The sequence below is a fragment of the Pedobacter zeaxanthinifaciens genome (assembly GCF_003313335.1).
Taxonomy (GTDB): Bacteria; Bacteroidota; Bacteroidia; order Sphingobacteriales; family Sphingobacteriaceae; genus Pedobacter; species Pedobacter zeaxanthinifaciens.
The window spans coordinates 404,883-429,494 of record NZ_QMHP01000001.1; the positions used below are offsets into that span (position 1 = coordinate 404,883).

Annotated in this window: 24 protein-coding genes; 10 read left to right on the plus strand and 14 right to left on the minus strand. The window is 37.6% G+C overall.

What is annotated here, in order from left to right; genetic code table 11:
• Positions 1 to 44 precede the first annotated feature (44 nt).
• The 3 genes from DUT68_RS01710 to DUT68_RS01720 form a co-directional block, all read right to left on the minus strand.
• Positions 45 to 1,259, minus strand: coding sequence for a TCR/Tet family MFS transporter (locus tag DUT68_RS01710; protein ID WP_113635153.1), 1,215 nt, complete (start codon positions 1,257 to 1,259; stop codon positions 45 to 47).
• Positions 1,260 to 1,629: 370 nt separating this feature from the next.
• A complete protein-coding gene (locus DUT68_RS01715; RefSeq protein ID WP_113635154.1) occupies positions 1,630 to 1,878 on the minus strand; it encodes a hypothetical protein in 249 nt (82 codons plus the stop codon).
• A 130-nt stretch (positions 1,879 to 2,008) separates the two neighbouring features.
• Positions 2,009 to 4,177 carry a S46 family peptidase gene (locus DUT68_RS01720; RefSeq protein WP_113635156.1) on the minus strand — a complete coding sequence of 723 codons (2,169 nt, stop codon included), beginning with the start codon at positions 4,175 to 4,177 and terminating at the stop codon, positions 2,009 to 2,011.
• A 184-nt stretch (positions 4,178 to 4,361) separates the two neighbouring features.
• Here DUT68_RS01720 and DUT68_RS18270 point away from each other — a divergent pair, with 184 nt between their 5' ends.
• Positions 4,362 to 4,520 carry a hypothetical protein gene (locus DUT68_RS18270; protein ID WP_157960753.1) on the plus strand — a complete coding sequence of 53 codons (159 nt, stop codon included), beginning with the start codon at positions 4,362 to 4,364 and terminating at the stop codon, positions 4,518 to 4,520.
• Here the strand turns inward: DUT68_RS18270 and DUT68_RS01725 are convergent, their stop codons facing one another.
• Genes DUT68_RS01725 through DUT68_RS01740 form a run of 4 tightly spaced genes read right to left on the minus strand, consistent with a single transcriptional unit; the run spans position 4,521 to position 8,284 of the window.
• On the minus strand, positions 4,521 to 5,660 hold the full coding sequence (locus DUT68_RS01725; protein WP_113635158.1) for a cytochrome-c peroxidase: 1,140 nt from the start codon (positions 5,658 to 5,660) through the stop codon (positions 4,521 to 4,523).
• Positions 5,661 to 5,678: 18 nt separating this feature from the next.
• Positions 5,679 to 7,055 carry an MATE family efflux transporter gene (locus DUT68_RS01730; RefSeq protein WP_113635159.1) on the minus strand — a complete coding sequence of 459 codons (1,377 nt, stop codon included), beginning with the start codon at positions 7,053 to 7,055 and terminating at the stop codon, positions 5,679 to 5,681.
• 45 nt (positions 7,056 to 7,100) lie between these two features.
• Complete coding sequence (locus DUT68_RS01735; RefSeq protein WP_113635161.1) at positions 7,101 to 7,751, minus strand: AlbA family DNA-binding domain-containing protein; 651 nt, start codon at positions 7,749 to 7,751, stop codon at positions 7,101 to 7,103.
• A 47-nt stretch (positions 7,752 to 7,798) separates the two neighbouring features.
• Positions 7,799 to 8,284: a DUF4442 domain-containing protein gene (locus tag DUT68_RS01740; protein WP_113635162.1), complete on the minus strand. Its 486-nt coding sequence runs from the start codon at positions 8,282 to 8,284 to the stop codon at positions 7,799 to 7,801.
• A 303-nt stretch (positions 8,285 to 8,587) separates the two neighbouring features.
• Between DUT68_RS01740 and gyrA the strand changes: the two genes are divergently transcribed.
• The 4 genes from gyrA (at position 8,588) to DUT68_RS01760 (ending at position 14,097) form a co-directional block, all read left to right on the plus strand.
• Entirely contained in the window at positions 8,588 to 11,131 is a 2,544-nt protein-coding gene (gene gyrA / locus DUT68_RS01745; RefSeq protein WP_113635164.1) for a DNA gyrase subunit A, read from the plus strand.
• 85 nt (positions 11,132 to 11,216) lie between these two features.
• Positions 11,217 to 12,299 (plus strand): tetratricopeptide repeat protein, encoded by a 1,083-nt coding sequence (locus DUT68_RS01750; protein WP_113635165.1) that lies wholly within the window; start codon positions 11,217 to 11,219, stop codon positions 12,297 to 12,299.
• Between the two features lie 80 nt (positions 12,300 to 12,379).
• Complete coding sequence (locus DUT68_RS01755; protein ID WP_237088235.1) at positions 12,380 to 13,522, plus strand: tetratricopeptide repeat protein; 1,143 nt, start codon at positions 12,380 to 12,382, stop codon at positions 13,520 to 13,522.
• Positions 13,523 to 13,764: 242 nt separating this feature from the next.
• Entirely contained in the window at positions 13,765 to 14,097 is a 333-nt protein-coding gene (locus tag DUT68_RS01760; RefSeq protein ID WP_113635167.1) for a type II toxin-antitoxin system RelE/ParE family toxin, read from the plus strand.
• On the opposite strand, the gene DUT68_RS01765 is transcribed toward DUT68_RS01760, so the two are convergent.
• Positions 14,058 to 14,366 carry a hypothetical protein gene (locus DUT68_RS01765; RefSeq protein WP_113635169.1) on the minus strand — a complete coding sequence of 103 codons (309 nt, stop codon included), beginning with the start codon at positions 14,364 to 14,366 and terminating at the stop codon, positions 14,058 to 14,060. The genes DUT68_RS01760 and DUT68_RS01765 overlap by 40 nt on opposite strands.
• A gap of 132 nt (positions 14,367 to 14,498) precedes the next feature.
• On the opposite strand from DUT68_RS01765, the gene DUT68_RS01770 reads away from it, so the two are divergent.
• The 3 genes from DUT68_RS01770 (at position 14,499) to DUT68_RS01780 (ending at position 18,527) form a co-directional block, all read left to right on the plus strand.
• On the plus strand, positions 14,499 to 15,395 hold the full coding sequence (locus tag DUT68_RS01770; RefSeq protein WP_113635170.1) for a 3-hydroxybutyryl-CoA dehydrogenase: 897 nt from the start codon (positions 14,499 to 14,501) through the stop codon (positions 15,393 to 15,395).
• Positions 15,396 to 15,498: 103 nt separating this feature from the next.
• The gene (gene ruvB / locus DUT68_RS01775; protein WP_113635172.1) at positions 15,499 to 16,521 is read left to right on the plus strand and encodes a Holliday junction branch migration DNA helicase RuvB; all 1,023 of its coding nucleotides are present in this window, start codon (positions 15,499 to 15,501) and stop codon (positions 16,519 to 16,521) included.
• Between the two features lie 497 nt (positions 16,522 to 17,018).
• Positions 17,019 to 18,527, plus strand: a complete 1,509-nt coding sequence (locus tag DUT68_RS01780) for a carbon-nitrogen hydrolase family protein (RefSeq protein ID WP_113635174.1) — start codon at positions 17,019 to 17,021, stop codon at positions 18,525 to 18,527.
• 15 nt (positions 18,528 to 18,542) lie between these two features.
• Here DUT68_RS01780 and DUT68_RS01785 read toward each other — a convergent pair whose 3' ends face one another.
• Entirely contained in the window at positions 18,543 to 18,764 is a 222-nt protein-coding gene (locus tag DUT68_RS01785; RefSeq protein ID WP_113635176.1) for a hypothetical protein, read from the minus strand.
• A 106-nt stretch (positions 18,765 to 18,870) separates the two neighbouring features.
• Here DUT68_RS01785 and queG point away from each other — a divergent pair, with 106 nt between their 5' ends.
• Entirely contained in the window at positions 18,871 to 19,803 is a 933-nt protein-coding gene (gene queG, locus DUT68_RS01790) for a tRNA epoxyqueuosine(34) reductase QueG (RefSeq protein ID WP_113635178.1), read from the plus strand.
• Positions 19,800 to 20,639, plus strand: a complete 840-nt coding sequence (locus DUT68_RS01795; RefSeq protein ID WP_113635180.1) for a hypothetical protein — start codon at positions 19,800 to 19,802, stop codon at positions 20,637 to 20,639. Before queG ends, DUT68_RS01795 begins: the two co-directional genes overlap by 4 nt.
• Here the strand turns inward: DUT68_RS01795 and DUT68_RS01800 are convergent.
• From DUT68_RS01800 to DUT68_RS01820, 5 genes are all read right to left on the minus strand, one after another.
• The gene (locus tag DUT68_RS01800) at positions 20,636 to 21,241 is read right to left on the minus strand and encodes a DNA-3-methyladenine glycosylase (protein ID WP_113635181.1); all 606 of its coding nucleotides are present in this window, start codon (positions 21,239 to 21,241) and stop codon (positions 20,636 to 20,638) included. The genes DUT68_RS01795 and DUT68_RS01800 overlap by 4 nt on opposite strands.
• Entirely contained in the window at positions 21,234 to 21,710 is a 477-nt protein-coding gene (locus DUT68_RS01805) for a GAF domain-containing protein (protein ID WP_113635183.1), read from the minus strand. The genes DUT68_RS01800 and DUT68_RS01805 overlap by 8 nt, the downstream gene beginning before the upstream one ends.
• A 74-nt stretch (positions 21,711 to 21,784) precedes the next feature.
• Positions 21,785 to 22,879 carry a DNA polymerase IV gene (dinB, locus tag DUT68_RS01810; RefSeq protein ID WP_113635185.1) on the minus strand — a complete coding sequence of 365 codons (1,095 nt, stop codon included), beginning with the start codon at positions 22,877 to 22,879 and terminating at the stop codon, positions 21,785 to 21,787.
• Positions 22,876 to 23,826, minus strand: coding sequence for a hypothetical protein (locus DUT68_RS01815; RefSeq protein WP_157960754.1), 951 nt, complete (start codon positions 23,824 to 23,826; stop codon positions 22,876 to 22,878). The genes dinB and DUT68_RS01815 overlap by 4 nt, the downstream gene beginning before the upstream one ends.
• Positions 23,827 to 23,836: 10 nt before the next feature.
• The gene (locus DUT68_RS01820) at positions 23,837 to 24,583 is read right to left on the minus strand and encodes a hypothetical protein (RefSeq protein WP_113635188.1); all 747 of its coding nucleotides are present in this window, start codon (positions 24,581 to 24,583) and stop codon (positions 23,837 to 23,839) included.
• Between the last annotated feature and the right edge of the window lie 29 nt (positions 24,584 to 24,612).

Below are 24,612 nucleotides of genomic sequence, written 5' to 3' on the forward strand. Positions count from 1 at the left end.
ATCCGGTCTTATTTGGTTAGCTTACCAATTCACGTACAACGTAGTTAATGATATTTTTTTAAGGTGCGATAACAAATTAATATCGATATACAGGCAAGCAAGGCGGCTGTAAAAAATGGAGCACCTGGAAAATAAATCGAACTGCTATTATGTTTAGTGAAATGGGCAAAAATGAACGACATTAGCGTTGGCCCAATGATATTAGCCAAACTCATAAAGCCAGTCATAATTCCTTGCATTTCACCCTGCTCATCGGCTTTTACTTGAGTGGAAATGATACCCTGCATAGCCGGTCCGGTTATCCCCGCTAGGGCATAAGGCACCATGAATGCAAACATCATCCAGCCTTCAGAGGCAAAAGCGAATAAAATAAAGCCAACTACATACAGCATCAAGCCCATCATTACTGCCTTTTTATTGCCAAATTTTGGAATGATAATGCGAATGAGCCAGCCCTGAACAATCCCAACGGTTAGGCCTACGAAACCTAAAGAATAGCCAACCCAAGCTTTATTCCAGCCAAATTTTTCTTTGGTGTAGTAGGTCCAAACGGTTTGTGTTGACTGCGCTGCAATATATAAAATCAGTAATGCTGCAAGCAACCCAAGTAAAGCTGGAAATTTCTTCAATCGCAATAATGCGCCAACCGGATTGGCTCTTTTCCATTCAAATGCTCTTCTGTTTTCTGGTTTCAGGGATTCAGGCAAAATGAAGTAACCGTAAAGCCAATTCAGCAGCGATAAGCCACCTGCAATCATAAAAGGTACTCTAGTACCAATTTCTCCGAAAACGCCACCAATTACAGGGCCAATAATGAAACCTAAACCAAACGCAGCACCAATTAAACCGAAGTTTTGTGAGCGCTTTTCAGGTGTGCTTACATCGGCAATATAAGCGGAAGCGGTAGTAATGCTGGCACCACATAAACCTGCTAAAATGCGGCCGATAAATAACAGTGTGATGGTATGCGCAAAAGAGAGGAAGAAATAATCAACAGCCATACCAAACAGCGAAATCAACAACACTGGCCGTCTGCCTAGTTTATCGCTCAACGAACCCAAGATAGGTGAGCAGGCGAACATCATTAACGAGTAGGTGGTTAGTAAAATACCACCATACTCCGAGGCTTTACTTAAACTCGAACCCGTAAGTTCTTGTATTAAATCCGGCATAATCGGGATAATAATTCCGAAGCCGATACAGTCGAATAGGATGGTTACTAGAATGAAGAATACGCCAGCACTTCTGTTGTTTGACATTTGATATTTGTTGACCTACAAATGTAATTTAATTATTTTCAATTATGGAGGTAGAATATAAAAGGAAATTAAGAGATCAAAGTAATCAACTTAATAATGAAACAGCTATTGAAGTGCGAAGATAGTATGGTCTTAAAAATTCAATCAAAACATCAAACTTACCATTTATTTGGTGAAAATAGTAACCAAATTAAATTCTAAATTAAAACATAACTATTTATAAATTAATAATATAAAAATATTAAGATAAAGTTTAAATTTATCTTAAACCCCAGTTACAAGCCTTAATTGTTTAAATATTCAAAATTATATTCTGTTTAATATAATTTTAAACTGTATTACAGCTATTTATGGTTTTTATATTAAGTATTTATTGCTGTCTTTGGTAAGCGGCAGTGAAATCTGATCTCATGGTTCTAAAGCGCTCCACTACACTGTCGATAAATGCTTCATCGATAATTTGAAAGACTTCATTTACGCCGCCACCGGTTAGGTCTAACTCTGATATTTTATAACTCTGCTCATACGGACCTTGCTCAAATTTGACGATGAATTTTTGATTCATACTAAAGATGCTAATCTTACATTGTGGATGTGGAAGTTCTGCGATTACTCTCATTTTAAATACGATTTGGGTTTAGAAATTAGCTAGGAAGATGTGTTGCTAAAGTGTTTGGCTGTTATCTTAAGAAATCAAAAAAGCGACACCCATTAATTATTTTAATGCAGTGCCGCCTTAATAAATTGAATTATAATTTAACGCCCATTTCTTGAAGTAGAAAGTCGGCTTTATCTATTTTAGATGCTGCCCAAAGTACGTATCTGATATCGACACCTATTGATCTGCTGTAGCTTTCATTCCAAGCATAATCATTAATGGTAGCGCCATAAGCACGGTCGAAATTTACGCCAATTAATTCGCCATTTGCGTTCATGATAGGTGAGCCAGAATTACCTCCGGTGGTATCCATATTGTAAAGAAATGCTACCGGAACATCGTTAAGTTCCTTTTTGGCGAACATTCCAAAATCCTTATTTGCCCATAATTGCTTAATGATGCTAGGGTAACCAAAATCTGGATTACCAGTAGCGCCTTTTTCCAAAATACCTTTGATTGTGGTATATGGCGACATGTAAGTTGCATCAGCAGGAGAGTATCCACGCACATAGCCGTAAGTTAACCTTAACGTGCTGTTGGCATCTGGCACAAAATTCTTCTTTAAGAACTTCTCTTTTACATTCACGTAGTCACCCATTAATTTGTTTAGTATACCATCTCTGCGATCTTTTTCTGGCTTCAGCTCCGCAATCTGACGAGCGATATCATTTTCAAAAAGCAGCAAACCATCATTATAATCACTAATAGATTTGCTGGATTTCAGCAGCGTATTTAGCACGTAATTTTGATCTTTTAATTTGGTTAACCCATAAGCATCGTTAATGTAGTCATCAACCATAGCTTCGTTATTGCTACCCCTGTTCGTAATTTTATCTACAGCGGCAACACGTTGGTTAGGTGTAAACGCAACGGCATCCATCATCATTCGCTTCAATATCTTTCGGTCCACGTCCACATCATAAGCTTCGTAAATGTTATTAAGCGCTTGTTTTACTCTGGCAATGTTATTATCAAAAAATGCCTGCTTTTGAGCCGCGGGTTGTTGGTTCAAAGCCGATTTAAATGAGTTGATATTTTTAGCCACGTTTAGTAAGCTTGTGGAGTTATAAATCTGACTTAGCCAAAGATCTCTATTTGCATCTCCATTAATCAATTGGTATAAACGATCAATATTTTCCATCAAATTGCCATACTGCGCCTTCATGTCCACGTTTTCATTGATGAATTGCGCCAAAGCAGCATCTTCTTGTTTCTTTTGAGCAACGAGGTCTATTCCCTTAATTCCAGCCATTTTACCGCGATAGTTTTTCATCACGTTGGCATTTCTTTTAATACGGGTAGCCAATTTGATTTCGGTAGCTTTACTCTTTTTACCTACACTTTCCATGGTGCTATTTTGAAAATCGTAAAGCTCAGAAGTATAAGGAAGCACGTAATTTGCCTGATACTCGATAAATTGAGCCGGACGGTGACGGAAAGTACGTCCAGGATAGCCTAGAATGAAAACAAAATCTTCTTCGTTAGTTCCGTTAGGATTTACTTTTAATGATTTTTTTGGCTTGAAAGGTACATTATCCTTACTGTATTTTGCCGGCTTGCCATCTTTGCCAACATAAGCTCTCATGAACGAATAATCGCCGGTATGCCTTGGCCAAACCCAGTTATCAGTTTCGCCACCAAATTCACCAATTTGTCGGTTTGGTACATAAACCAATCTTACATCCTGTATCGTTTTATACCTGAAAAGCACATAGGTTTTACCTATAAACATTTCAGATACTTCTGCCTTAATGCTTGGGTCCTTTTGCTCGGCTTCAGCAGCGATATTTTTCATTTGATTATTGATCATTTGCAAACGAGCTGCCGGATCATCAACATTCGCTACGGCTCCTAAAACTCTATCCGAAACATCTTCATAGCTATCTGTAATTCGGCAAGTTAGGCCTTTTGCTTCAATTTCCTGTTCACGTGTTCTAGCAACAAAACCATTGTTCAAATAGTCGTTTTCAGGTGTACTTGCTAATTGAACGGCACTAAAAGCGCAATGATGGTTGGTGATGATTAAACCTTCATCAGAAACAAACGAACCAGTACAGCCGCCTACGTTTACCAATGCGTCAACTAAACTGATGCCATTGGGGTTATAAACTTCGTTTTGATCAATTTTTAAACCAGCCTTTTTCAAGTCTACTTTATGGATCTCACTTAGCGGGAACATTCCTTCTTCACGCACATTATACCCAACTAAACTTACCGCACCAACAAGAAGTGAAGTAATTAATAAGCTCTTTTTATTCATTTTATTGTGAGTTAACTTGTAATGTTTCAAAGCTACTGAAATACTTTTAACTGCAAAAAACCAAGAGCTAGCAGCACAATGTTCGTCCAGCCAAGATTAGTGGGCTAACTACTTAAGATTTTGATGATAATTACTTAACAGACAATTAATTTAACCGCCGTAGCTTTGTATTAAAACAATAGCAATGAAAATCAATTTTATTATTGTTGCGGTAGCTCTGGTAGCTATTTTAGGCTTCATTTACTTTGTAATTAAGCGCAATCGAAAAGATCAGGCTGAGTTAGAAAAGGAGCTAAACCAAAGCGAATTGAAAGCACCAAAACATAGCGCTCCTAAAGTATAATTATCTGGGCAATTGATTAGGCGCCTGTATTTTTATTGGAGATGATAGCGCTTCTAAAAACGCGATAATTGCTTTTCTTTCTCCAACGCTCAACATAATCCCACGCAATAGCTTATCGTTTTTAGGGAATAATTTATCCAGTTTTTGATCTCCCTCGGGGGCAACATCAGGCATGCCCATGTTGTAAAGAATCATTAAACTATCCAATGTTTTTACCGAACCGTTATGAAACCAAGGTCCCGTTTGAGCTGCATTCCTCAATCCTGGCGTTTTAAATTTACCCACATCCTCGTTTTTCCTACTCACGTTGTAAAGTCCTAAATCTTGGTTTGCTTTTCCGTATTCGGATAAACCGAGATTATGAAACTCATTATCGGTAAAATATGGACCGTAGTGGCAATTCATGCATCTAGCTTTGGTTCTAAAAAGATGCAAGCCCCTCAACTGCTGGTCGGTTAAAGCAAGAGTATCTCCATTTAAAAAGTGATCAAATGCAGATGGTTCGCTAACTATGGTTTGTTGAAATGTAGCCAAACTTTTGAAGATACGTTCATTAGTCACTTTTGCCGTTCCAAAGGCAGACTTAAAATACATCTTATACCCCTTAATCTTCGAAATTTTAGAAGCTAAAGAACTTAAGTTTTGGTTCATCTCATTGTGTGCACTAATTGGACCTTCAGCCTGTTGCGCTAAGGTTTTTGCCCGCCCATCCCAAAAGAAGCTTTTGTAAAACCACACATTTTCCAAAGCCGGCGCATTGCGTATATTCGGTAAGTCATCATGCCCTAAGGAAACCTCTTTTGCATCGGCCCAAAACAAATTGGGAGCATGGCAAGTAGCGCAGGATATTTTTTTAGATGCCGATAGCCTCGGATCAAAAAACAGCAACTTCCCAAGTAAGATGATTGGTTGTGTTTCAATGTCAGAGGTATCAATAGGAGATTTCAGCAAAGTTCCAAGCTCGGTGAATTTCACGCTCTGATCTACGTTAGGCTTGGGCCAAAGGTGGGGTGGCCGCGAATATACTTTTCTAAGCGTGTCTGCATTTGATTGTATTTCAACACTCCATTCTGACGACTTGAACGAAAGCAAAATCAAGCCGATAAATAAAATAGAAAGTAAACTAAGCGCTTTATTCATGCCACAAAAATACAAACCCTAAACTTTTAGCTTAATTGGGTTCTCCAAAAGCTTTTTCGTTCTATTTTGAAATCTGATAAATAGCAGGATAGAGGCGGCAAGTAAGCCAAAAGTTAATCCATACCAAATCCCATCAACACCTAATCCAAGTTGGAAGCCTAATACATAACCAACCGGAATACCAATAATCCAATAGGAAAGAAAAGTAATAAATGTTGGCATATTTACATCACCTAGTCCGCGTAATACGCCTAAACCAACCACTTGGGTACCATCAAATAATTGAAACAGTGCCGCTAATAACAAAAGCTTGGCAGCAATGCTGATCACCTTTAAATCGTTAGTGTAAATGTATGGCAGGTAGTTATTTGCAAAAACAAAGATCAAGGCAGTTAATGACATAAATGCAATCACAATGTGATAACTGGCAATGGCCGATAAACGCAATTCTTTATAGTTTTTAGCACCGAAGTTATTGCCAGTTTTAATAGTAGCTGCATTGGCAATTCCGGAGGCCAGCATATAGGTAAATGCCGCTAAAGAAAGTGCCGAAAAATGTGCGGCCTGTTCTACCTTGCCAATCGTTCCAATTAAAATGCCTGCCCCGCTAAATGCGCTAATTTCAAAAGAATATTGCATTGCTACCGGAGCACCCAATTTAATGATTTTTTTAATGCGACTCAAATCAACTGAAAACAGCTTAAACTGCACTAAGTAAGCTTTAAAATTTTTGGAGTTGAACACATAAGTTCCCATTGCGGTGGCCATCAATATGCGGTCAATTAACGTTCCTAAACCTACTCCTGTAACGCCCATTGGAGCAATGCCAAACATGCCCTTTACAAAAACTATCCCCAACAAAACATTAATTAAATTTCCCCAAATAGAAATCATCATGGCTTGTTTGGTGAAGCCTAAGCCTTCGGTAAACTGTTTAAACGCTTGAAAAAGCATTAAGGGAAAAATTGATAAACCCAATAACCGTAAAAATGGTTTTGCATGTGCTACTACGTCAGCAGATTGACCAATATGATCGATCACTTTGTATTCTACAACACTAACCAAAGCAAAAAGAACAATGCTGGTAGCAAAATTGATGAGCAAACTATTAGATAGCAGCTTACCACATTCTGCTTGGTTGTTAGCCCCGTTAGCTTGCGCAATTAAGGGTGTTAGTCCGTAGGATATGCCCAGGCCTAGCACTAAAACCAACATAAATAAACTGTTAACTAACGATACCGCTGCGAGTTGTGCAGTATCTGCAAAGTGGCCAACAATAATTCCATCTGCCATGTGCACCAACGTATGGCCCAGCTGCGAACCAACAATAGGCAATGCGAGTATCAAGTTATCTTTATAAAAAGATTTGTATTTGGCAAAGGAATAAGTGAACATAGCCGACAAAAGTCGGAAATTTAGCTGTAACTAAGATGCAAAAACTTATAAACGCTTATAATCGGCTTCTAAATTTGCTAAAATGTAGTATTCTTCTTTTTCGGTAATGTGCGGTAAAATAATGCCAGATAAAATCAAATTTACAATTACTTTTTGTGCCTTTTTGTAAGCGCTCCTGGTTAACTTACTGAATTCCTTAAGCGTAATTCTTCCGTGGCTATTCAAATAGTTAAGCAAAAGTTTTTCTTGTTCTGAGTATTGGATCAACGTACCTTCTTCTGCCGAATCGCGTTTTAATACTTCAATTAATATTTTGCTGGCCAGTACCGTTTTATCTTGAACCCTAAAATAAACCCACCATTTACCATTTTCATCCAAGGCATAGTGCGGTTTCAAATCGCTTTTAGGAATTTCGGCCACTAAAACTAGTTTTTCATCCACCAAATACTCTTCAAAACGGGGTTCCAAGGCAGGCTTACAATACTGATGTGCCGCTTTACTGATCATGTACTTTTCTTCCTCTTCGGATTTCACACCTTTGATGGAACCGTCATCAGCAACGCCAATTAAAAGTTTACCGCCTTTGTTATTGGCAAAAGCAACCAGTGTTTTTGCAATTTTATCGGCTTTGCTAATGGTCTTTTTAAAATCTAAGCTAACATTCTCGCCTTCAAGTATCAGTCTTTTAATGTTCATCTTTTTTATGTTTGGTGCTAGCTTAAACAATAGGTAACATAGGTAGGCTAAATGGCCACCCGCTGTTTTTCTCCTGGAAATTTCAATCTCAAATACACTTCATTCATTACAGTGGCGCAAAGTTCGCCCTTTTCATTAAACAATTCCATAGGGTAGGCCTTTACAAACTTTCCTTCGCTATTTAATGCCGCTTCTGCTTCGGCAATCATCTCTTCGGTAATTTTAATAGTGAAATAAAGTGCGCTTAAACCGGGCTTAATGTATTGGATACTTGCACTTTTTAACCAAACTCTGCATTTATAACCTTTACGCTGCATCAGCTGATCAAATAAAATAGCATAAAATGGATCTGTGGCCGCATAGATAGTCCCACCAAAAATAGATCCGTTGTAATTTCTGTTTAAAAAGCTATTGCTGATTTTCACATCAACCCCCAAAAAATCCTTATGGAACTTTTTAACCCAAATACGTTGAAATAATAGGGGTGGATATAAACTTAACGCCCACTTAAGCGTATTTTCCGAAACTATCATGATAGCTAAATATCAATATTTGCATTGAAGTAAAAAAACTTTGTTTACAATTTATTGTCGTCTTGCTTTTAATAAAGAAGATTTAGAAATTCTGATCTCAAACCAGTGTTTTTTTTGCCCCTAACAATTACAATTTGAATAGGTTTTTAATTGTGTAAAACTTTTCCACAATGGCGTGTAATGTGTAGCTTATTTTACTAAATTCGCAAGATTATAATAATACATAAAAACTCTTGTGTTTAGCGCAAGCATTAGGCCTTAAAAACCTGCTTAAAGCACGCCAAACGCAAAATATAGAAATTTATGGCAGAAGATTTAGAAAATCAAGAGAACGCAAATAAGATTATCCCCATTAATATCGATGAGCAGATGCGTACTGCTTATATCGATTATTCGATGTCGGTAATTGTAAGTAGGGCACTACCCGATGTTCGTGACGGCTTAAAACCGGTACACCGTAGGGTTTTGTATGGTATGTTGGACTTGGGTGTTGGTGCTGGTAAACCTTACAAAAAATCTGCCCGTATTGTGGGTGAGGTTTTAGGTAAGTACCACCCGCATGGCGACTCCTCTGTATATATGACCATGGTACGTATGGCACAACCTTGGAGTTTACGCTATATGATGGTTGATGGACAGGGAAACTACGGTTCAGTAGATGGTGATTCACCAGCGGCAATGCGTTATACTGAAGCCCGTTTCCAGAAAATTGCGGAGGAAATGTTATCGGATATTAATAAGGATACCGTTGATTTCCAAAACAACTTTGACGATTCCTTAGAAGAACCAACGGTTTTACCTGCTAAAGTGCCTAACCTTTTAATTAACGGTGCATCAGGTATTGCTGTAGGTATGGCCACTAATATGGCACCGCATAACCTTACCGAAACAATTAACGCTACCATTGAGTACATCAATAATAGGGAAGTAACGATAGCTGAGTTGATGAAGTTCATCAAAGCTCCTGATTTTCCTACTGGTGCAATTATATACGGTTATTCTGGTGTTCAGGAAGCTTTCGAAACAGGTAGAGGACGTATTGTGATGCGTGCCAAAGCGGAAATCGAAACCATCAAAGATCGTGAGGTAATCATCGTTACCGAAATTCCTTATCTAGTAAATAAAGCTCAGATGATTGAGCGTACCGCTGAACTAATTGGCGAGAAAAAGATTGAAGGCATTTCGAATATCAAAGATGAATCTAATAAAGACGGTATCCGTATCGTTTACGAAATCAAAAGAGATGCAAATGCTAGCATTGTATTAAATAACTTATTTAAGCAAACTGCATTACAAAGCTCTTTCAGTGTAAATAATATTGCACTAGTCAACGGCCGTCCGCAATTGCTTAACCTTAAAGATTTAATCCATCACTTTGTTGAGCATAGGCATGATGTAGTAATTCGCAGAACTCGTTTTGAGTTAGCTGAGGCTGAAAAACGTGCCCATATCTTAGAAGGTTTGCTGATTGCACTTGATCATATTGATGAGGTAATCAAGTTAATTCGTGCATCAAGCACTCCAGAAGAAGCTAGAACAGGCTTAATGGAGAAATTTGGTTTGACGGATATTCAAGCCCGTGCTATTTTGGATATGACCTTGCGTAGGTTAACCGGACTAGAGCGTGATAAGATCAAAGAGGAGTACGCAGAATTGATGAAAACTATCGAGTACTTAAAATCTATTTTAGCAGATGAAAGTTTGCGTATGCAGATTATTAAGGATGAGCTTTCTGAAATGCGTGACAAATACGGCGATGAGCGTAGAACAACTATTGTTCACTCTGCTGAAGATATGAGCATGGAAGACTTCATCGAAGACGAAGAAGTTGTGATTACCATTTCTCATGAAGGCTACATCAAACGTACGCCTGCAACAGAATATCGTACCCAAGGTAGGGGCGGCAAGGGATCAAAAGGAAGTGACTCAAGAAACGAAGACTTTATTGAGCATTTATTGATTGCCAGCAACCACAACTATATGTTGTTCTTTACCGAAGCTGGTAGATGTTTCTGGTTGAGAGTTTACGAAATACCTGAAGGATCTCGTCAAAGTAAGGGCCGAGCACTACAAAACATCATCAATATTCCAAAAGAAGAAAAAGTTAAAGCTTACATCAAAGTTAAGAACTTAAAAGATCAGGAATATTTAGAGAATAACTTCATTATCATGTGTACTAAGAAAGGTACCATTAAGAAAACATCATTAGAAGCTTATTCTCGTCCACGTGTTAATGGTATCAATGCTATTAATATCAATGAAGGTGATCAGTTATTAGAAGCTAGCTTAACCACCGGCAGCAGCGAAATCGTAATGGCATTACGTTCGGGAAGAGCTATTCGTTTTAATGAAAGTACTGTAAGACCAATGGGTAGAACTGCTACAGGTGTTAGAGGTGTTACATTGGCACATGATAAAGATGAGGTAATTGGCATGATTGCTGTAGATAGTCCTGATGCTACCATTTTAGTGGTATCAGAAAAAGGCTATGGTAAACGTACCGATATTGAAGATTATCGTGTAACTAACCGTGGTGGTAAAGGTGTAAAAACCATTAACGTTACCGATAAAACTGGTAATTTAGTGGCAATCAAAAACGTTACTGATGCAGATGACTTAATGATCATCAATAAATCGGGCATTGTAATTAGAATTGCTGTTAGTGAATTGAGAGTAATGGGTAGAGCAACACAAGGAGTGAGGTTAATCACACTGAAAGGAAGCGATGAAATTGCCTCAGTTGCCAGAATTGACCACGAAGACGAGGAGGAAAATGATGTTTTAGCACCAAATGAAGGTGAAAATCCATCAGATAATACCAGTGAGGAAAGTACAACAGAAAATTAATTAAACTAAAATAAGGCGTGTTTAATGGTAGCCGAAAGGCAATATCACCAAAGCACTAGCGTTAAAGAACCAAATTTGTAAATAGATGAAAAAGTTAATTTTAAGCCTAAGCATTGTGAGTTTATCTACATTTGCTTTCGCCCAAAAATCTGAAGTTGCTGAAGCCAAAAAATCTTGGGATTTGTTTCAGGCAATGAATCAAACTCAAAATTTGAAGAGAAATTTAGAGAACCTTAACAAAGGCTTAGGTCATACCGACTTAGCAATCGCTAACGAGAAAACAAAAAACACGGTAGAACCTTGGGCTTTGAGAGCTTCTATGGCTTCGGCTATTGCTTTGATTGATACAGTTGATGTTGCCAATTCTACAGCAAAACAAAAAATTGCAGAAGAAGCTATTGCTAAAGCTACCGAGCTTGACAAAAAAGGTGAACAAAAAGATAACATCACCAACGCAAAAATTAACATCACCAACGCTATTCAAGGTAGAGGTATCAGAGCTTACAATAAAAAAGATTTTGCTACGGCTTACCAAATTTTTACCGAAATCACAGAGAAAAACCCATCAGATACATCAATGTATTTGAATGCTGGTGTAGCGGCAAAACAAGCTGGTAATTATGCTGGTGCTGTAAAAAACTTTAAAAAAGTAGCTGAATTTGGTGTTCCGGAAAGTAAAAACCTGCTTTTAGAGGCAATTAACATCCAGTTGGTAAATTTAAAAGATACTACTGCTGCCTTGGCTTCAATAGATCAAGCCTTAACTAAATACCAAGATGACCCTGATTTTGTAGGTACGCAAACCGACATTTATATTGTTAGGGGTGAAATTGAAAAATCTCAAGCTTCTTTAGGTAAATTGGTTGCTAAAGATCCTAACAAAGCAATTTATCATTTCTTATTAGGCGAAACTTACTACAAGCAAGCTTTGGCTGTTCAAAATGAGCGTCAAAAAGTGGATGCTAAAAAAGTAAAGGAATACAATGCCTTAACTGCAAAAATGACTGCTTTAATCGACAAGTCGTTACCTTATTACAAAAAAGCTCAAGAGTTAGATCCTAAAGCTACACATACATTGGAAGCATTGAAACAAATCTACGCTTTCAAAAATGATACGAAGAGCTACGAGGAAACTAAAAAGCTTTTAGATGCCTTACAGAAAAAATAAAGGTTGCTTGAAATAATCATAAAAAAGGGAGATAATTAAACTATATCTCCCTTTTTTAGTTAATTTGTATAAAGTTTTTGATGATGCGTAGAATATTTTTAATCTCTTTCATAGCTATAGTTTCGTTTAACAGTACTGTATTTGCCCAAGGTTCACAAGTCAAAATAGCTAACAATAGCTTAGCTAAACTACAAAATAGCATTGCAGAAAAAGCTGATGTAAAAAAACAATTGACCATTATAGGAGAGGGGATTAAAGCTATTGAACTAGCAGAGAAAGATAGGAAAACCAAGAACTGGCCAGAAACTTGGGCAATTAAAGCTTATCTATGTTCTTATACTGCATTAATTGATGATAACGAAACCAATGCAGATAAATACTTTAAGTTTGCACAAGAAGCCCTGGAGCAAGCGGTAAAATTGGATAAATTTCAGTCAAATACAGAGCTGATTAAAGCATCTCACCATAATATTAACGTAAAAAAGCAAAGGCGTGCCACCGAAGCTTTTGCTCAAAATGATTTTTTCACGGCATACGAGCTGTTTAAAACTGTAAGCGATTACCGACCTACAGATACTGCTTTGGCAGTTAATGCTGGTGTTTGTGCGCAAAACTTACAGCAGTATAACGACGCACTTAGTTATTTTATTAGGGCTAAGGAAAATGGAGCAAAAAACGCAGCATTGTTTCAAAACATCGCAACAATCTATGCTTCTAAATTTGAAAATGAACTAGCCATCAAGTATTTGGAGGATGGATTAAATATAAATCCGTACAATCCATTGTTAACCAATGATTATATTAATTTGCTGTTAGATACAGAGCAATATGACAAGGCTACAAAAGCCATCGAAAACTCTCTAAAAACTGATAAAAAGAGCAAGTTATTGTACTTTTTGTACGGTTATCTACAACAAAACCAGGTAAAAAATATCAGTACTGCTGAGTTAGCTTATCAAAAAGCGCTAGAGGTTGATTATAACTATTTCGATGCATTGTATCAGCTTGCATTAACTTATATGCAAAGCGCTAATCAGGCATTGGAAAAAAAAGATAAGCAAAAATACAATGCTTTTGTTAACCGAGCCGAATATACCTTGTTAAGAGCCCATGATATTAATATCAACCATAGAAACACAATTAAACTTTTAATTGATATCTATGAGCGTAAGAATAGGCTAGACAAAGTTCAAGAACTGAAAAGGAAATTAAACGAATTTTAAAGCGTTACGAGGGTATGAATAGCGTAGCGATAACATAACTTAACATAACGTTAATTATAAGACAAAAAAGATGCTGCTTTTTAGTGTATCGAACCATATCAGTATAAACCTTTCCTTGTAAGCGGGTGTATTTTATCGTACTTAAAAATTTAAGTTCCGATGAAAACATTATTTTTTAACCTATTGAGCGTTTTATCTGTAAATATGAAATTTACGATATTTGACAAAATCAAACTACGCCAATGGAAATTATCTGGACGCTTACAGCAAAGAATACTTTTAAAAATAACATCAAATATTTGCTTAAAGAATGGAGCAAAAAAGAGGTAGATAATTTTATCAATGAAGTATACAAAAAGCTTGAAACATTGTCTGAATATCCATTGATTGGAACATTAGATGAAGATTTAAAATGTCGCAAATTTGTGATTGTAAAACAAATCACTTTGCTTTACAATTTCGAAGGCAACAACCTATATTTGCTTAACTTTTGGAACAACTATCAAAAACCTTTAAAAAAAACTACTCTAGAAAGTTATAGCAACTCTTTCCTTATTTCTTCTATAACATCTTGATGCTTGAAAGTTCTTCCGGCTTTGATATCGTCCTTAGCATTGCGAATACTCTCTTTCAATTCAAATAAATAAGCTTCTTCAGGATTAAGTATTTTAGCAATCGAAAGCGCTTCATCAGGTGTGAAACTTGAGCCTTTCATTTTTCTATAAAAAGTCGCAGGTGGAATCTTTGTCTCTTTGATTATATATTCCATCTTAAAAGGCGATTTCTGCAATAACTCCCCTAAGTTTTGCAAAATGTTCTTATAAGTTATAATCTCTGCTATCATTATTGATAATTATTTCTTGTATATATGGTAAATATAATGACTAAAAATGACTTTACATAACTTAATTATAACGCTAAAATACTATTGTTTAAAATGCTTAATTTAGGCGCAATTTCTAACTAAAATATAAAGATGAAAACTATAGCTGTTATTGGATCTGGAACTATGGGCAATGGTATTGCACACACCTTTGCTCAGTTTGGTTATGCTGTAAATTTAATTGACGTTAACGCAGATGCGCTAAAAAAAGCAATTGAAACTATTGGTAAGAATTTGGACAGACAAGTTGCTAAAGGAACAATTACTGATGCCGACAAAGAAATGACGCTTGCCAACCTTAGCACTTTTACTGATTTAAAAACTGCTGTTGCTAATGCCGATTTGGTTGTTGAAGCGGCTACAGAAAATACAGCATTAAAATTAAAGATATTCAAAGATTTAGATGAATTTGCTAAGCCAGACGCTATTTTGGCATCTAACACTTCTTCTATATCAATTACGCAAATTGCTGCTGTTACTAAGCGTGGTGATAAAGTTATTGGTATGCATTTTATGAACCCTGTTCCAATTATGAAATTGGTTGAGGTTATTCGCGGGTATGCAACTAGCGACACAACTACAAATTTAGTTATGGATTTGTCTAATAAGTTAGATAAAGTTCCTGTTGAGGTAAACGATTATCCTGGATTTGTGGCTAACAGAATATTGATGCCTATGATTAATGAGGCCATTTATTCGCTTTATGAAGGTGTTGCCGGCGTTTACGAAATTGATACTGTGATGAAATTGGGCATGGCGCATCCTATGGGGCCACTACAACTGGCTGATTTTATTGGTTTAGATGTTTGTTTAGCAATTTTAAACGTATTGCACCAAGGTTTTGGAAATCCGAAGTATGCCCCCTGCCCTCTTTTGGTAAATATGGTAACTGCCGGAAAAAAAGGAGTGAAATCTGGTGAGGGTTTTTATGATTACAGCAATGGCATTAAAGAAGCTAAAGTTGCTCCCAAGTTTGCAAAACTGGTGTAAAATTAAAAATTGCCGCTGTAAAATGTGAAGCTATATTTAGCATTTTGAGCTTGCTTGGTATTTAGCAATAACGCAATAGACCTAATTTTTTTATCTTTACCACATGAACGAAAATTTGGATCCTTCTTCTGAAAATTTATCGCCAACGGAACGTGATATTGAAAAAGTGTTGCGGCCTCAAGAATTTGAGGATTTTACTGGGCAGGATAAAATTCTTGAGAATTTAAGGATTTTCGTAAAGGCAGCTAAATTACGTGGCGAGGCGCTTGATCATGTACTTTTACATGGCCCTCCGGGACTTGGAAAGACTACTTTATCCCATATCATAGCCAATGAAATGGGCGTAAATATTAAAGTTACTTCTGGTCCGGTGTTGGATAAACCGGGCGATTTAGCTGGCTTACTAACTAATCTAGACAGTGGTGATATCCTATTTATAGATGAAATTCATCGTTTATCCCCCTTGGTAGAGGAATATTTGTATTCAGCCATGGAGGATTTTAAGATTGATATCATGTTGGAAAGTGGGCCTAATGCTCGCTCCGTACAAATTGGCTTAAATCCATTTACCTTGGTTGGTGCTACCACTCGCTCAGGCTTGTTAACTGCACCGCTAAGGGCTCGTTTCGGCATTAATTCAAGGTTAGCCTACTATGACGCCAAGTTACTCACCACCATTGTGTTAAGATCATCGGCTATTTTAAATACGCCTATTACAGAGGAAGGCGCTTATGAAATTGCCCGGCGTAGCCGCGGCACACCACGTATTGCCAATGCATTACTTCGCAGAACACGAGATTTTGCCCAAATTAAAGGGAACGGAGAAATTGATACAGCAATTGCCCGCTATGCTTTATCTGCTTTAAATGTGGATGAACACGGTTTAGATGAGATGGATAACAAAATTTTGTTGGCTATCATCGATAAATTTAAAGGTGGCCCCGTGGGTTTAAAAACAATTGCTACAGCCGTTGGAGAAGATGATGGCACCATTGAAGAGGTTTATGAACCATTTTTAATTCAGGAAGGTTACTTAATGCGTACCGCCCGAGGACGGGAAGTGACAGAAGCTGCCTACAAACATTTGAATAGAGTAAAACTAGGACAAACGGGCAAATTGTTTTAGCAAATAGCTATCTATCCGTGCCATAGCGTTTTATAGACTTGCATCAATTTATTTTTTTTGAAAAGCAATGTTTCATTTCCAATCATCGGTTGGCCGGGCTATCCGTTTCAAGTCCTCTCCCAATTTACATTGGGATTGCGGGCTTTACACTTCTATCCCGTTTAAAATGCACTGACTTTGCTCATGGTAAAAGCAAGCTTTAGCTACTTTCACTGGTATTGCAAACTAAACCCGGTAGTAGCGAAAATACTTTTTGTTGGGTGCTACCCTGAGCTTGTCGAAGGGTTGTTTGTTAATAGTAGATGCTTCGAAGAGCTCAGCATGACAGCAATAAATGTTAATGCCAACAAAAAATATTGTAGCGGATAACGGGACTTCAGTTTACGAAGCACTGCTAACATTCTTTTTCTAAATCATTTACACACATGGTAAGTTGGATTCACTAATATCGACTTCAGCCGCAGTAAACAATCAGTTTGCTTTTTTGTTCATTATACATGAATATAGAATTACGTAAACTCGGTATCGAAGACTACCAAGATCTTCGAGAATCCATGCAACAAGCTTATTTAGATAGTGGAAATGGTGTTTGGAGCAAAGCGAAAATCAATGACTTATTGCGCATATTTCCAGAAGGCCAACTCTGCATTGCAGTAGATGGCAAAGTGGTAGCTTGTTCACTTTCAATTATTGTGGATTACGATTTATTTGGTGACACCCATACTTATGAAAAAATTACCGGAAAATATACTTTCTCTACCCATACACCACATGGTAATGTACTTTACGGAATAGAAATATTTGTACATCCAGAGTATAGAGGCTTGCGTTTAGCTAGAAGGTTGTATGAAGCTAGAAAAGAACTTTGCGAACTGCTCAACTTGGAAAGTATCATTGCTGGCGGCAGAATTCCGGGTTATCATGAGTATGCGGACCGGTTAACACCACGACAGTATATCGATAAAGTTAGAGCAAAGGAAATTTACGATCCTACTTTATCTTTCCAAATTGCTAACGATTTCCACGTAAGAAAAGTGCTTAAAAACTACTTGCCTGGCGATCAAGAATCTAAGGAGTATGCTACGTTAATTGAATGGAATAACATTTACTATCACGACAATGTTTCTCCACGATCGGCACAAACCATTAGATTAGGTTTAGTACAATGGCAAATGCGCTTGTTCAGTGATTTGGATGCTTTTTACGAGCAGGTCAAATTCTTCGTTGATGCGGTAAGCGGTTATAAATCGGATTTTATTATGTTTCCGGAGTTCTTTAACACTCCTCTCCTACAACCTTATAATCATTTGCCCGAACAGGAAGCAATGAAAAAATTAGCTGATAAAACAGAGGAGATTGTACTTAAGCTTCAGGAATATGCGGTAGCTTATAATGTGAATATCATCTCGGGCAGTATGCCTGTAAAAGAAAATGGTAAATTGTACAACGCTACTTATTTATGCCATCGCAATGGATTGACTGAAAATTATAGGAAAATACACATCACTCCTAATGAGAAAAAATACTACGGCATGAGCGGTGGCGATAAGATTGGTGTTTTTGATACAGATTGCGGTAAAATTGGCATTTTAATTTGCTATGACGTTGAGTTTCCTGAACTGAGTAGAATTTATGCCGACCAAGGAATGCAGATCCTTTTTGTACCATTTTTGACTGATACGCAAAACGGCTACACCAGGGTGAGGCATTGCGCACAAGCGAGAGCTATTGAGAATGAATGTTATGTGGCCATTGCGGGTTGTGTGGGTAACTTACCGAAGGTGAACAATATGGATATCCAGTTTGCGCAGTCGGCGGTATTTACACCTTCAGATTTTGCTTTTCCAACCAATGCAGTGAAAGCTGAAACGACGCCAAATACAGAAATGATGTTGGTAGTTGATGTGGATTTGCACCTATTAGACGAATTGCACCACTTTGGAACAGTAAAGATATTGAAAGATAGACGGAAGGATTTGTATGAGGTGAAGCTACTTAAGGAGTAGCTCCACCCTTGTCAATTATTTGGTAACATTATTTCTGAAGAAGAAAAACCAGATGATAAGCAACACCACTACCACAATTGGAATAATCCATTTCATTGCCTGACCAGCACCGCCATTATCGGGTTCATTTACCGTTGGTGCTGGTTTTGGGTTTTGTTTATGGGCGTCGTAATCATGCTCTACTTCATGAGTAACATGTTTATTTTGATCGTTTATATTTTCTGCTTGATTTTCCATAATCTTAAGTTTTAATTTAGTTGTTGGTAATATTTTAATCTTACTACTTAAACAATAAAGCTATTAAAAGGTTTTTTGGGCTAATTGCTATTATCTTTGCAGTGCAATGTTAAACAAGCAAGTACAGTACAGCCAAATGATTAAGCAAGAAGCGCTACGCTTAGGCTTTATGAGCTGTGGTATTGCTAAGGCAGATTTTTTAGAAAAAGAAGCGCCTAGATTAGAGCATTGGCTGAAAAATAATCATCATGGAGAAATGGCCTACATGGAAAACCATTTCGATAAACGACTTGACCCCAGATTATTGGTTGATGATGCCAAGTCTGTCGTTTCCTTAACACTAAATTATTATACCGGTCAACAGCAACTTGACCCGCAGGCACCTAAAATTTCCAAATATGCTTACGGCACGGATTATCATCACGTAATTAAGGAAAAATTACAGGAATTGATGGCTTACATTCGTGAAAATATTGGCGAAGTTAGCGGCCGTTGCTTTGTTGACTCTGCCCCGGTGATGGATAAAGCTTGGGCTGAAAAAGCGGGTTTAGGTTGGCGTGGCAAAAATTCAAACTTAATTAGCAAGCAAGTTGGCTCTTTCTTTTTTTTAGCGGAGCTGATTATTGATCTGGATTTGGCTTATGACAACCCCTTCCCTACGGATCATTGTGGATCTTGCACTCGTTGTATTGATGCCTGCCCTACCGATGCGATAGTTGCGCCATACGTAGTTGACGGGAGTAAGTGCATTTCGTACCTTACCATTGAGCTGAAAAACGAAATTCCAGCTGAATTTAAAGGAAAAATGGATAACTGGATGTTCGGTTGCGATGTTTGCCAAGATGTATGCCCTTGGAATAGATTTTCGACACCACATCAAGAGCAACAATTTGAACCCAAAGAAAATTTACTTGGGCTCAGTACAAGCGAATGGACCGACTTAACCGAAGATGTGTTTAGGAAGGTATTCAAAAATTCGGCAGTGAAAAGAACTAAATTTAGTGGTTTAAAAAGAAACATTGATTTTTTGAAACAATGATGAAAAAGGTATTATTGATGATGTTATGCGGCACTTTCTTATCATGCACAGTGCAGCAGCTAAAATTTGCCAAACGTGATGCAAGTGCATTAAGCGGTAGTCAATTTTCAAAAAGCATTGCTGATACAAGTTTAACGCTTGAAGCACGAGAACAAATCATTTTTGAGGAAATTAAAAACGGAAATGTTCCTGATTTTTTTAGAAAGTTAGCCACAATTGACGTTACGCAAACCATCAACGGGAAGTTGTATCATTTAAGTTATCAAGTTGCGCCAGATTATTTGCTTATTGGGAACGATGAAGATTTCTTTTATACACCAACTACGCCAATGTTAGCGCAAAAAATTGCCAATTTAAGCAAAGCAATGCTACCAACTAAAAAAATGGTGGACGATATTTATGCCAATGCTTTAATAAAATTGGCACCTCAGCCTATTCCGCCAAGTAAACTGATGACTACAGTTCCTGTTTTTATAGCTCATAACAATATCGTAATTAAACAGCTGGATAGCTTGAAGAAAAGGCATTTACAATCTGAATTAACTGCAGGAAACAAAAAAGACATCATTATTTCCAATAAAATATATGGTCAACCTACGCCCAGAGTGGTCATTTATGGTTGGCATAAATTAGATGGAAAAGCAATTCAACCGGTTTATAATAAACACACCAACACCTGGGCTGATTACAGTCACGGGGTGAGATTAGTGTTGAACGACGCGATTTTAAATGGCAAAAAAGTGAGACTTGCTGATATTTTAAAAGATCCTGTACTGCATGTACTGCTGAGCGATGAAGGAGTAATTGCCAATGCTACCTATCCAATAGCTAATTAACCATTATTGGGTTTACTCACAAAACGATTCCCCTTGATGTAAAATCGGAATGGCCAAAGTGCGTGTTCCTGTGCATAAGCTACACCTATACGTGTAGTAGAAACGATTTGGCCTTCATCCACATCGGCTGCCTGCTCAATCCAAATTTCATCTGCTGTTAAAAATTTAGCATTGATTTGCTTATCGATTCCCAAAGCTTGAGCTAATGCGCCGGGGCCTGCCGTAATACGTGGTGCAAGTTTTTGCATTTTTCTTCGCTTTAACATCACATCTATACCGGTGGTTGGCTCAATACCTCTTATTAATATCGCCTGGGGATTTCCTTCTTTACCGCTTACTACGTTAAGCAAATGATGAATGCCATAACATAGGTACACATAAGTAACGCCACCTGCCAAGTACATGGTAGCAGTTCGGTTTGTATTTTTACCACCGTAAGCATGGCAGGCCTTATCAATTATGCCGTCGTAAGCTTCCGTTTCAGTAATGATTCCACCAGTTAGCTCACCATTAATATTGGTAAAAAGCCTTTTCCCCAAAAGCTGCTTAGCTAGGCTAACCACATCCTCTTGGAGATAGAAATCTGCAGGCAGTTTAGACATCCAAAAACCTCAAAATTTCGGTTAAATATTTAGCATCTATTTCATCAAAATGAGATAAATGTTCACTATCCACATCTAACACACCGATGATTTCGCCCCGCATAAACAATGGTAGTACAATTTCTGATTTAGAAGCAGAAGCACAGGCAATGTGCCCCGGAAACTCATCTACGTTAGGTACAATTAGTGTTTGTTCTTGCTCCCAACTGCTGCCACACACACCTTTGCCTTTTTTTATACGGGTACAAGCAACTGGACCTTGAAATGGGCCTAATACTAATTCATCATCTTTAATAAGATAAAAGCCTACCCAAAACCAATTGAATTGTTCTTTCATTGCTGCACAAACGTTGGCCAAATTGGCAATTAGATCTGTTTCGCCGGTTAATAATGCTTGTATTTGAGGTAAAATAGATTGGTATTGTTCTTCTTTTGAAGCTTCTTTTAAAATTGTTAAATCTTCTGCCATGCACAAATTTAACTATAAATTCGCCAACGTTTCAATTAAAAATTGGCTTATGAAACTGTGATGAAATTAAGTTATCAAAATAACAAACGTTGTTCATCTATTTTGCTTCTTGATTTTGACTCGTGAAAATTAGAAAATCCTACACCAATTAAACGCACTAATTTGCCTTCAAAATCGGCATTTTCTAACAGTGCCTGTGCAGCATTATAGGCTTCATCTTCCTCTGTTATAGGCTGCTCAAAAGATATGCTCCTAGTAATCTGTTTAAAGTCTGCAAACTTAATTTTGAGCGTTAATGTTCTGCCGTAAAGTTGGTATTGCTTAACTCTTTTAAAAGCCGACTGTGTGATTTGCAACAAGCGTTCGCTCAGCTCGCTGCCCTTATCCAAATCATAGCCAAAAGTATCTTCAGAACTTACCGATTTAATTTCACGATCAGGCTTAACAGCACGATTGTCGATTCCACGGACGATATTGTAGAAAAACTTTCCGGACTTGCCAAATAGTAAAGTTAACCGCTCTTCACTTAGTTTTTTCAAGTCGCTTCCTTTACGTATGTGCTGCATTTTCATGCGCTCAGCGGTTACTTTTCCTACGCCATGAAATTTTTCCACTGGAAGTTTTTCCATGAACTGTTCAATTTTAGATGGACCTATAAAGGTTAAACCATCAGGCTTGTTCATGTCAGAAGCAATTTTAGCTACAAATTTATTGATTGAAACCCCTGCCGAGGCCGTAAGATTCAACTCGTTTTTAATCGCTTTTTTAATTTCTTCAGCGATGGTAATTGCAGAACCTATATTCAGTTTGTCGTGGGTAACATCCAAGTAAGCTTCATCCAGTGAAAGCGGTTCAATTAAATCGGTGTACCTGCTAAAAATTTCCCTAATTTGCTTAGAAACTTCTTTGTAGGCACTGAACCTTGGGTAAACGAAAATAGCATAGGGACATAATTGCTGTGCTTTTTTTGATGACATTGCCGAGCGGATTCCGTACGCCCTCGCTTCGTAACTTGCTGTTGCTACAACACCACCCCTTCCATCTGGAGAGCCCCCAACTACTAAAGGTTTTCCTCTTAATTCCGGAAAATCACGTTGTTCAACCGAGGCATAAAACGCATCCATATCCACGTGAATAATTTTGCGAAATTTTGCTGCCTCGTTTTTCATTCCTCTAAAATAAAACTTTCATATGCTCTTTCAGCCCAAAATTGATAGTTTTTTGAAGCGTAAGGCGTTCCATTGAAAATCGTGTGGATGAACCCATTTTTTTCGACTAAAACGGTATGGTAAATTTTTGCCTCTGGATTTTTAAGCAGTAGCAAACTTACATTGTTGCGGCTATTACTCCATTTTAGGCAGGTAGCTGTTTCTTCTTTTTTAAGCTTTTGTAGGTCATTGGCCATCAATTTGCTTCTATACCAAGTGCCGCCAGTTGGCGATACCAGGGGTTTGCCGTTAAACACCACTACACTGTCATTATAAGCTATTACTTGTAAAGAATTGTTTTTGTTGTTAAGCCATTGCTTTAATTTGGCTTGATGCTTTTCTGGTTCGTAACCATAATTGGCATCCAAAAAACCTAGGCGGTTAATGTAAGAAGGGATGTTATTGTAAGCATTAATGAAACCGAAAATGAAACTACCACCCCCGCTGTGGGCGCACAAGGTTATTTTGGGTGTTAGTGTCTTATACTTTAACTGAATTTGGCTAATCAACGTGGCAATTAAACTATCAGCATTTTGATGATTTTTTCGCCAAGAAGGCCAACTTTTGAGGTTATTTTCGGCATAAACTACAATGTAATTTTTTGTGGTGTCATTTTTCCTAATGAATTGAGTTTGTGCACCAATATGTTGGATGTCGAAATGCCAGTCAACGCCAGGTTTTAACTTTTTACCGAAGGTTTGTGCTGTAGTATTACCGTTGGGCAGAGCGTAAATAATGAGTTCGGTAGGCTTACTGTTGCTAATTTTACCCTCGTCAAACGTGAGTGTAACGCTGCTATCCGGCAAAAGCACAACTTGAGAAGTAGCGTTGTGAAAAGAGGTTTGTGCTAGTACATTACAATAACCCAGTAGCGAGGACGAAAGCAAAGCGAACAAATATCTCATCATTTTAATCAGATTATTTTTTAGGCTTTCGTCCCAAATTAATTACCGCTCCAACGCTAAACACCGAGTGCCCCGCATTAAGGTATTTTCTATTGCGTAAGCCGATGTTACTTCCACTGGTATATTGCAATTGAAATTGTTCGCTCAGTACCATTCTGGTGAAGAAAACAGGTTCAATGAATATGTTATCCTCATTTGGCGTGGGAACACCGTTTAATTTAAAATCGTTAGTTGATACGAAGCTCAAACGCCAAGCAGTACCATAGTTAAGCCCAAAATCAATCCCCAACAAACGTACTTTACTGGTTTTTTTTGAAGTGTAATTGGCTTGAACAAAAGTTTTGGTATACTTAGCATCATAAATGTCACTACTTATTAAAACCCCATCGTCAAAATCTCTAAATACACGAAAGCTATTTGCGGTTCCCATCCCTGCGTAGAATTCTAAAATCCTATTGTCATCTGGTCCAAAGGTTTTAAAATATCCGCCAGCAATTTCAAAATACCGATGGTCAATATCCTTCCGCTTTTTTTGAATATCCAAAAAACCGAAATTTACCATTGCTGCCAAGTGGTCACTTACGGCATAAGCACTATTCACATTTACATTACCTCTCAACGAAACGTGTGCACCTCCGGCAAATTCGCCTTTGGTAGTAAGCATTGGTGTGTTTGGAACACCTGGCATATAAATGGACGAACAGCTGCTAAAAAAAATACTAGCAAATAAAATAATGGTTAAATAGGATTTGGACAGCATATGGTTAATAACAGCAATAAATAGAGAAA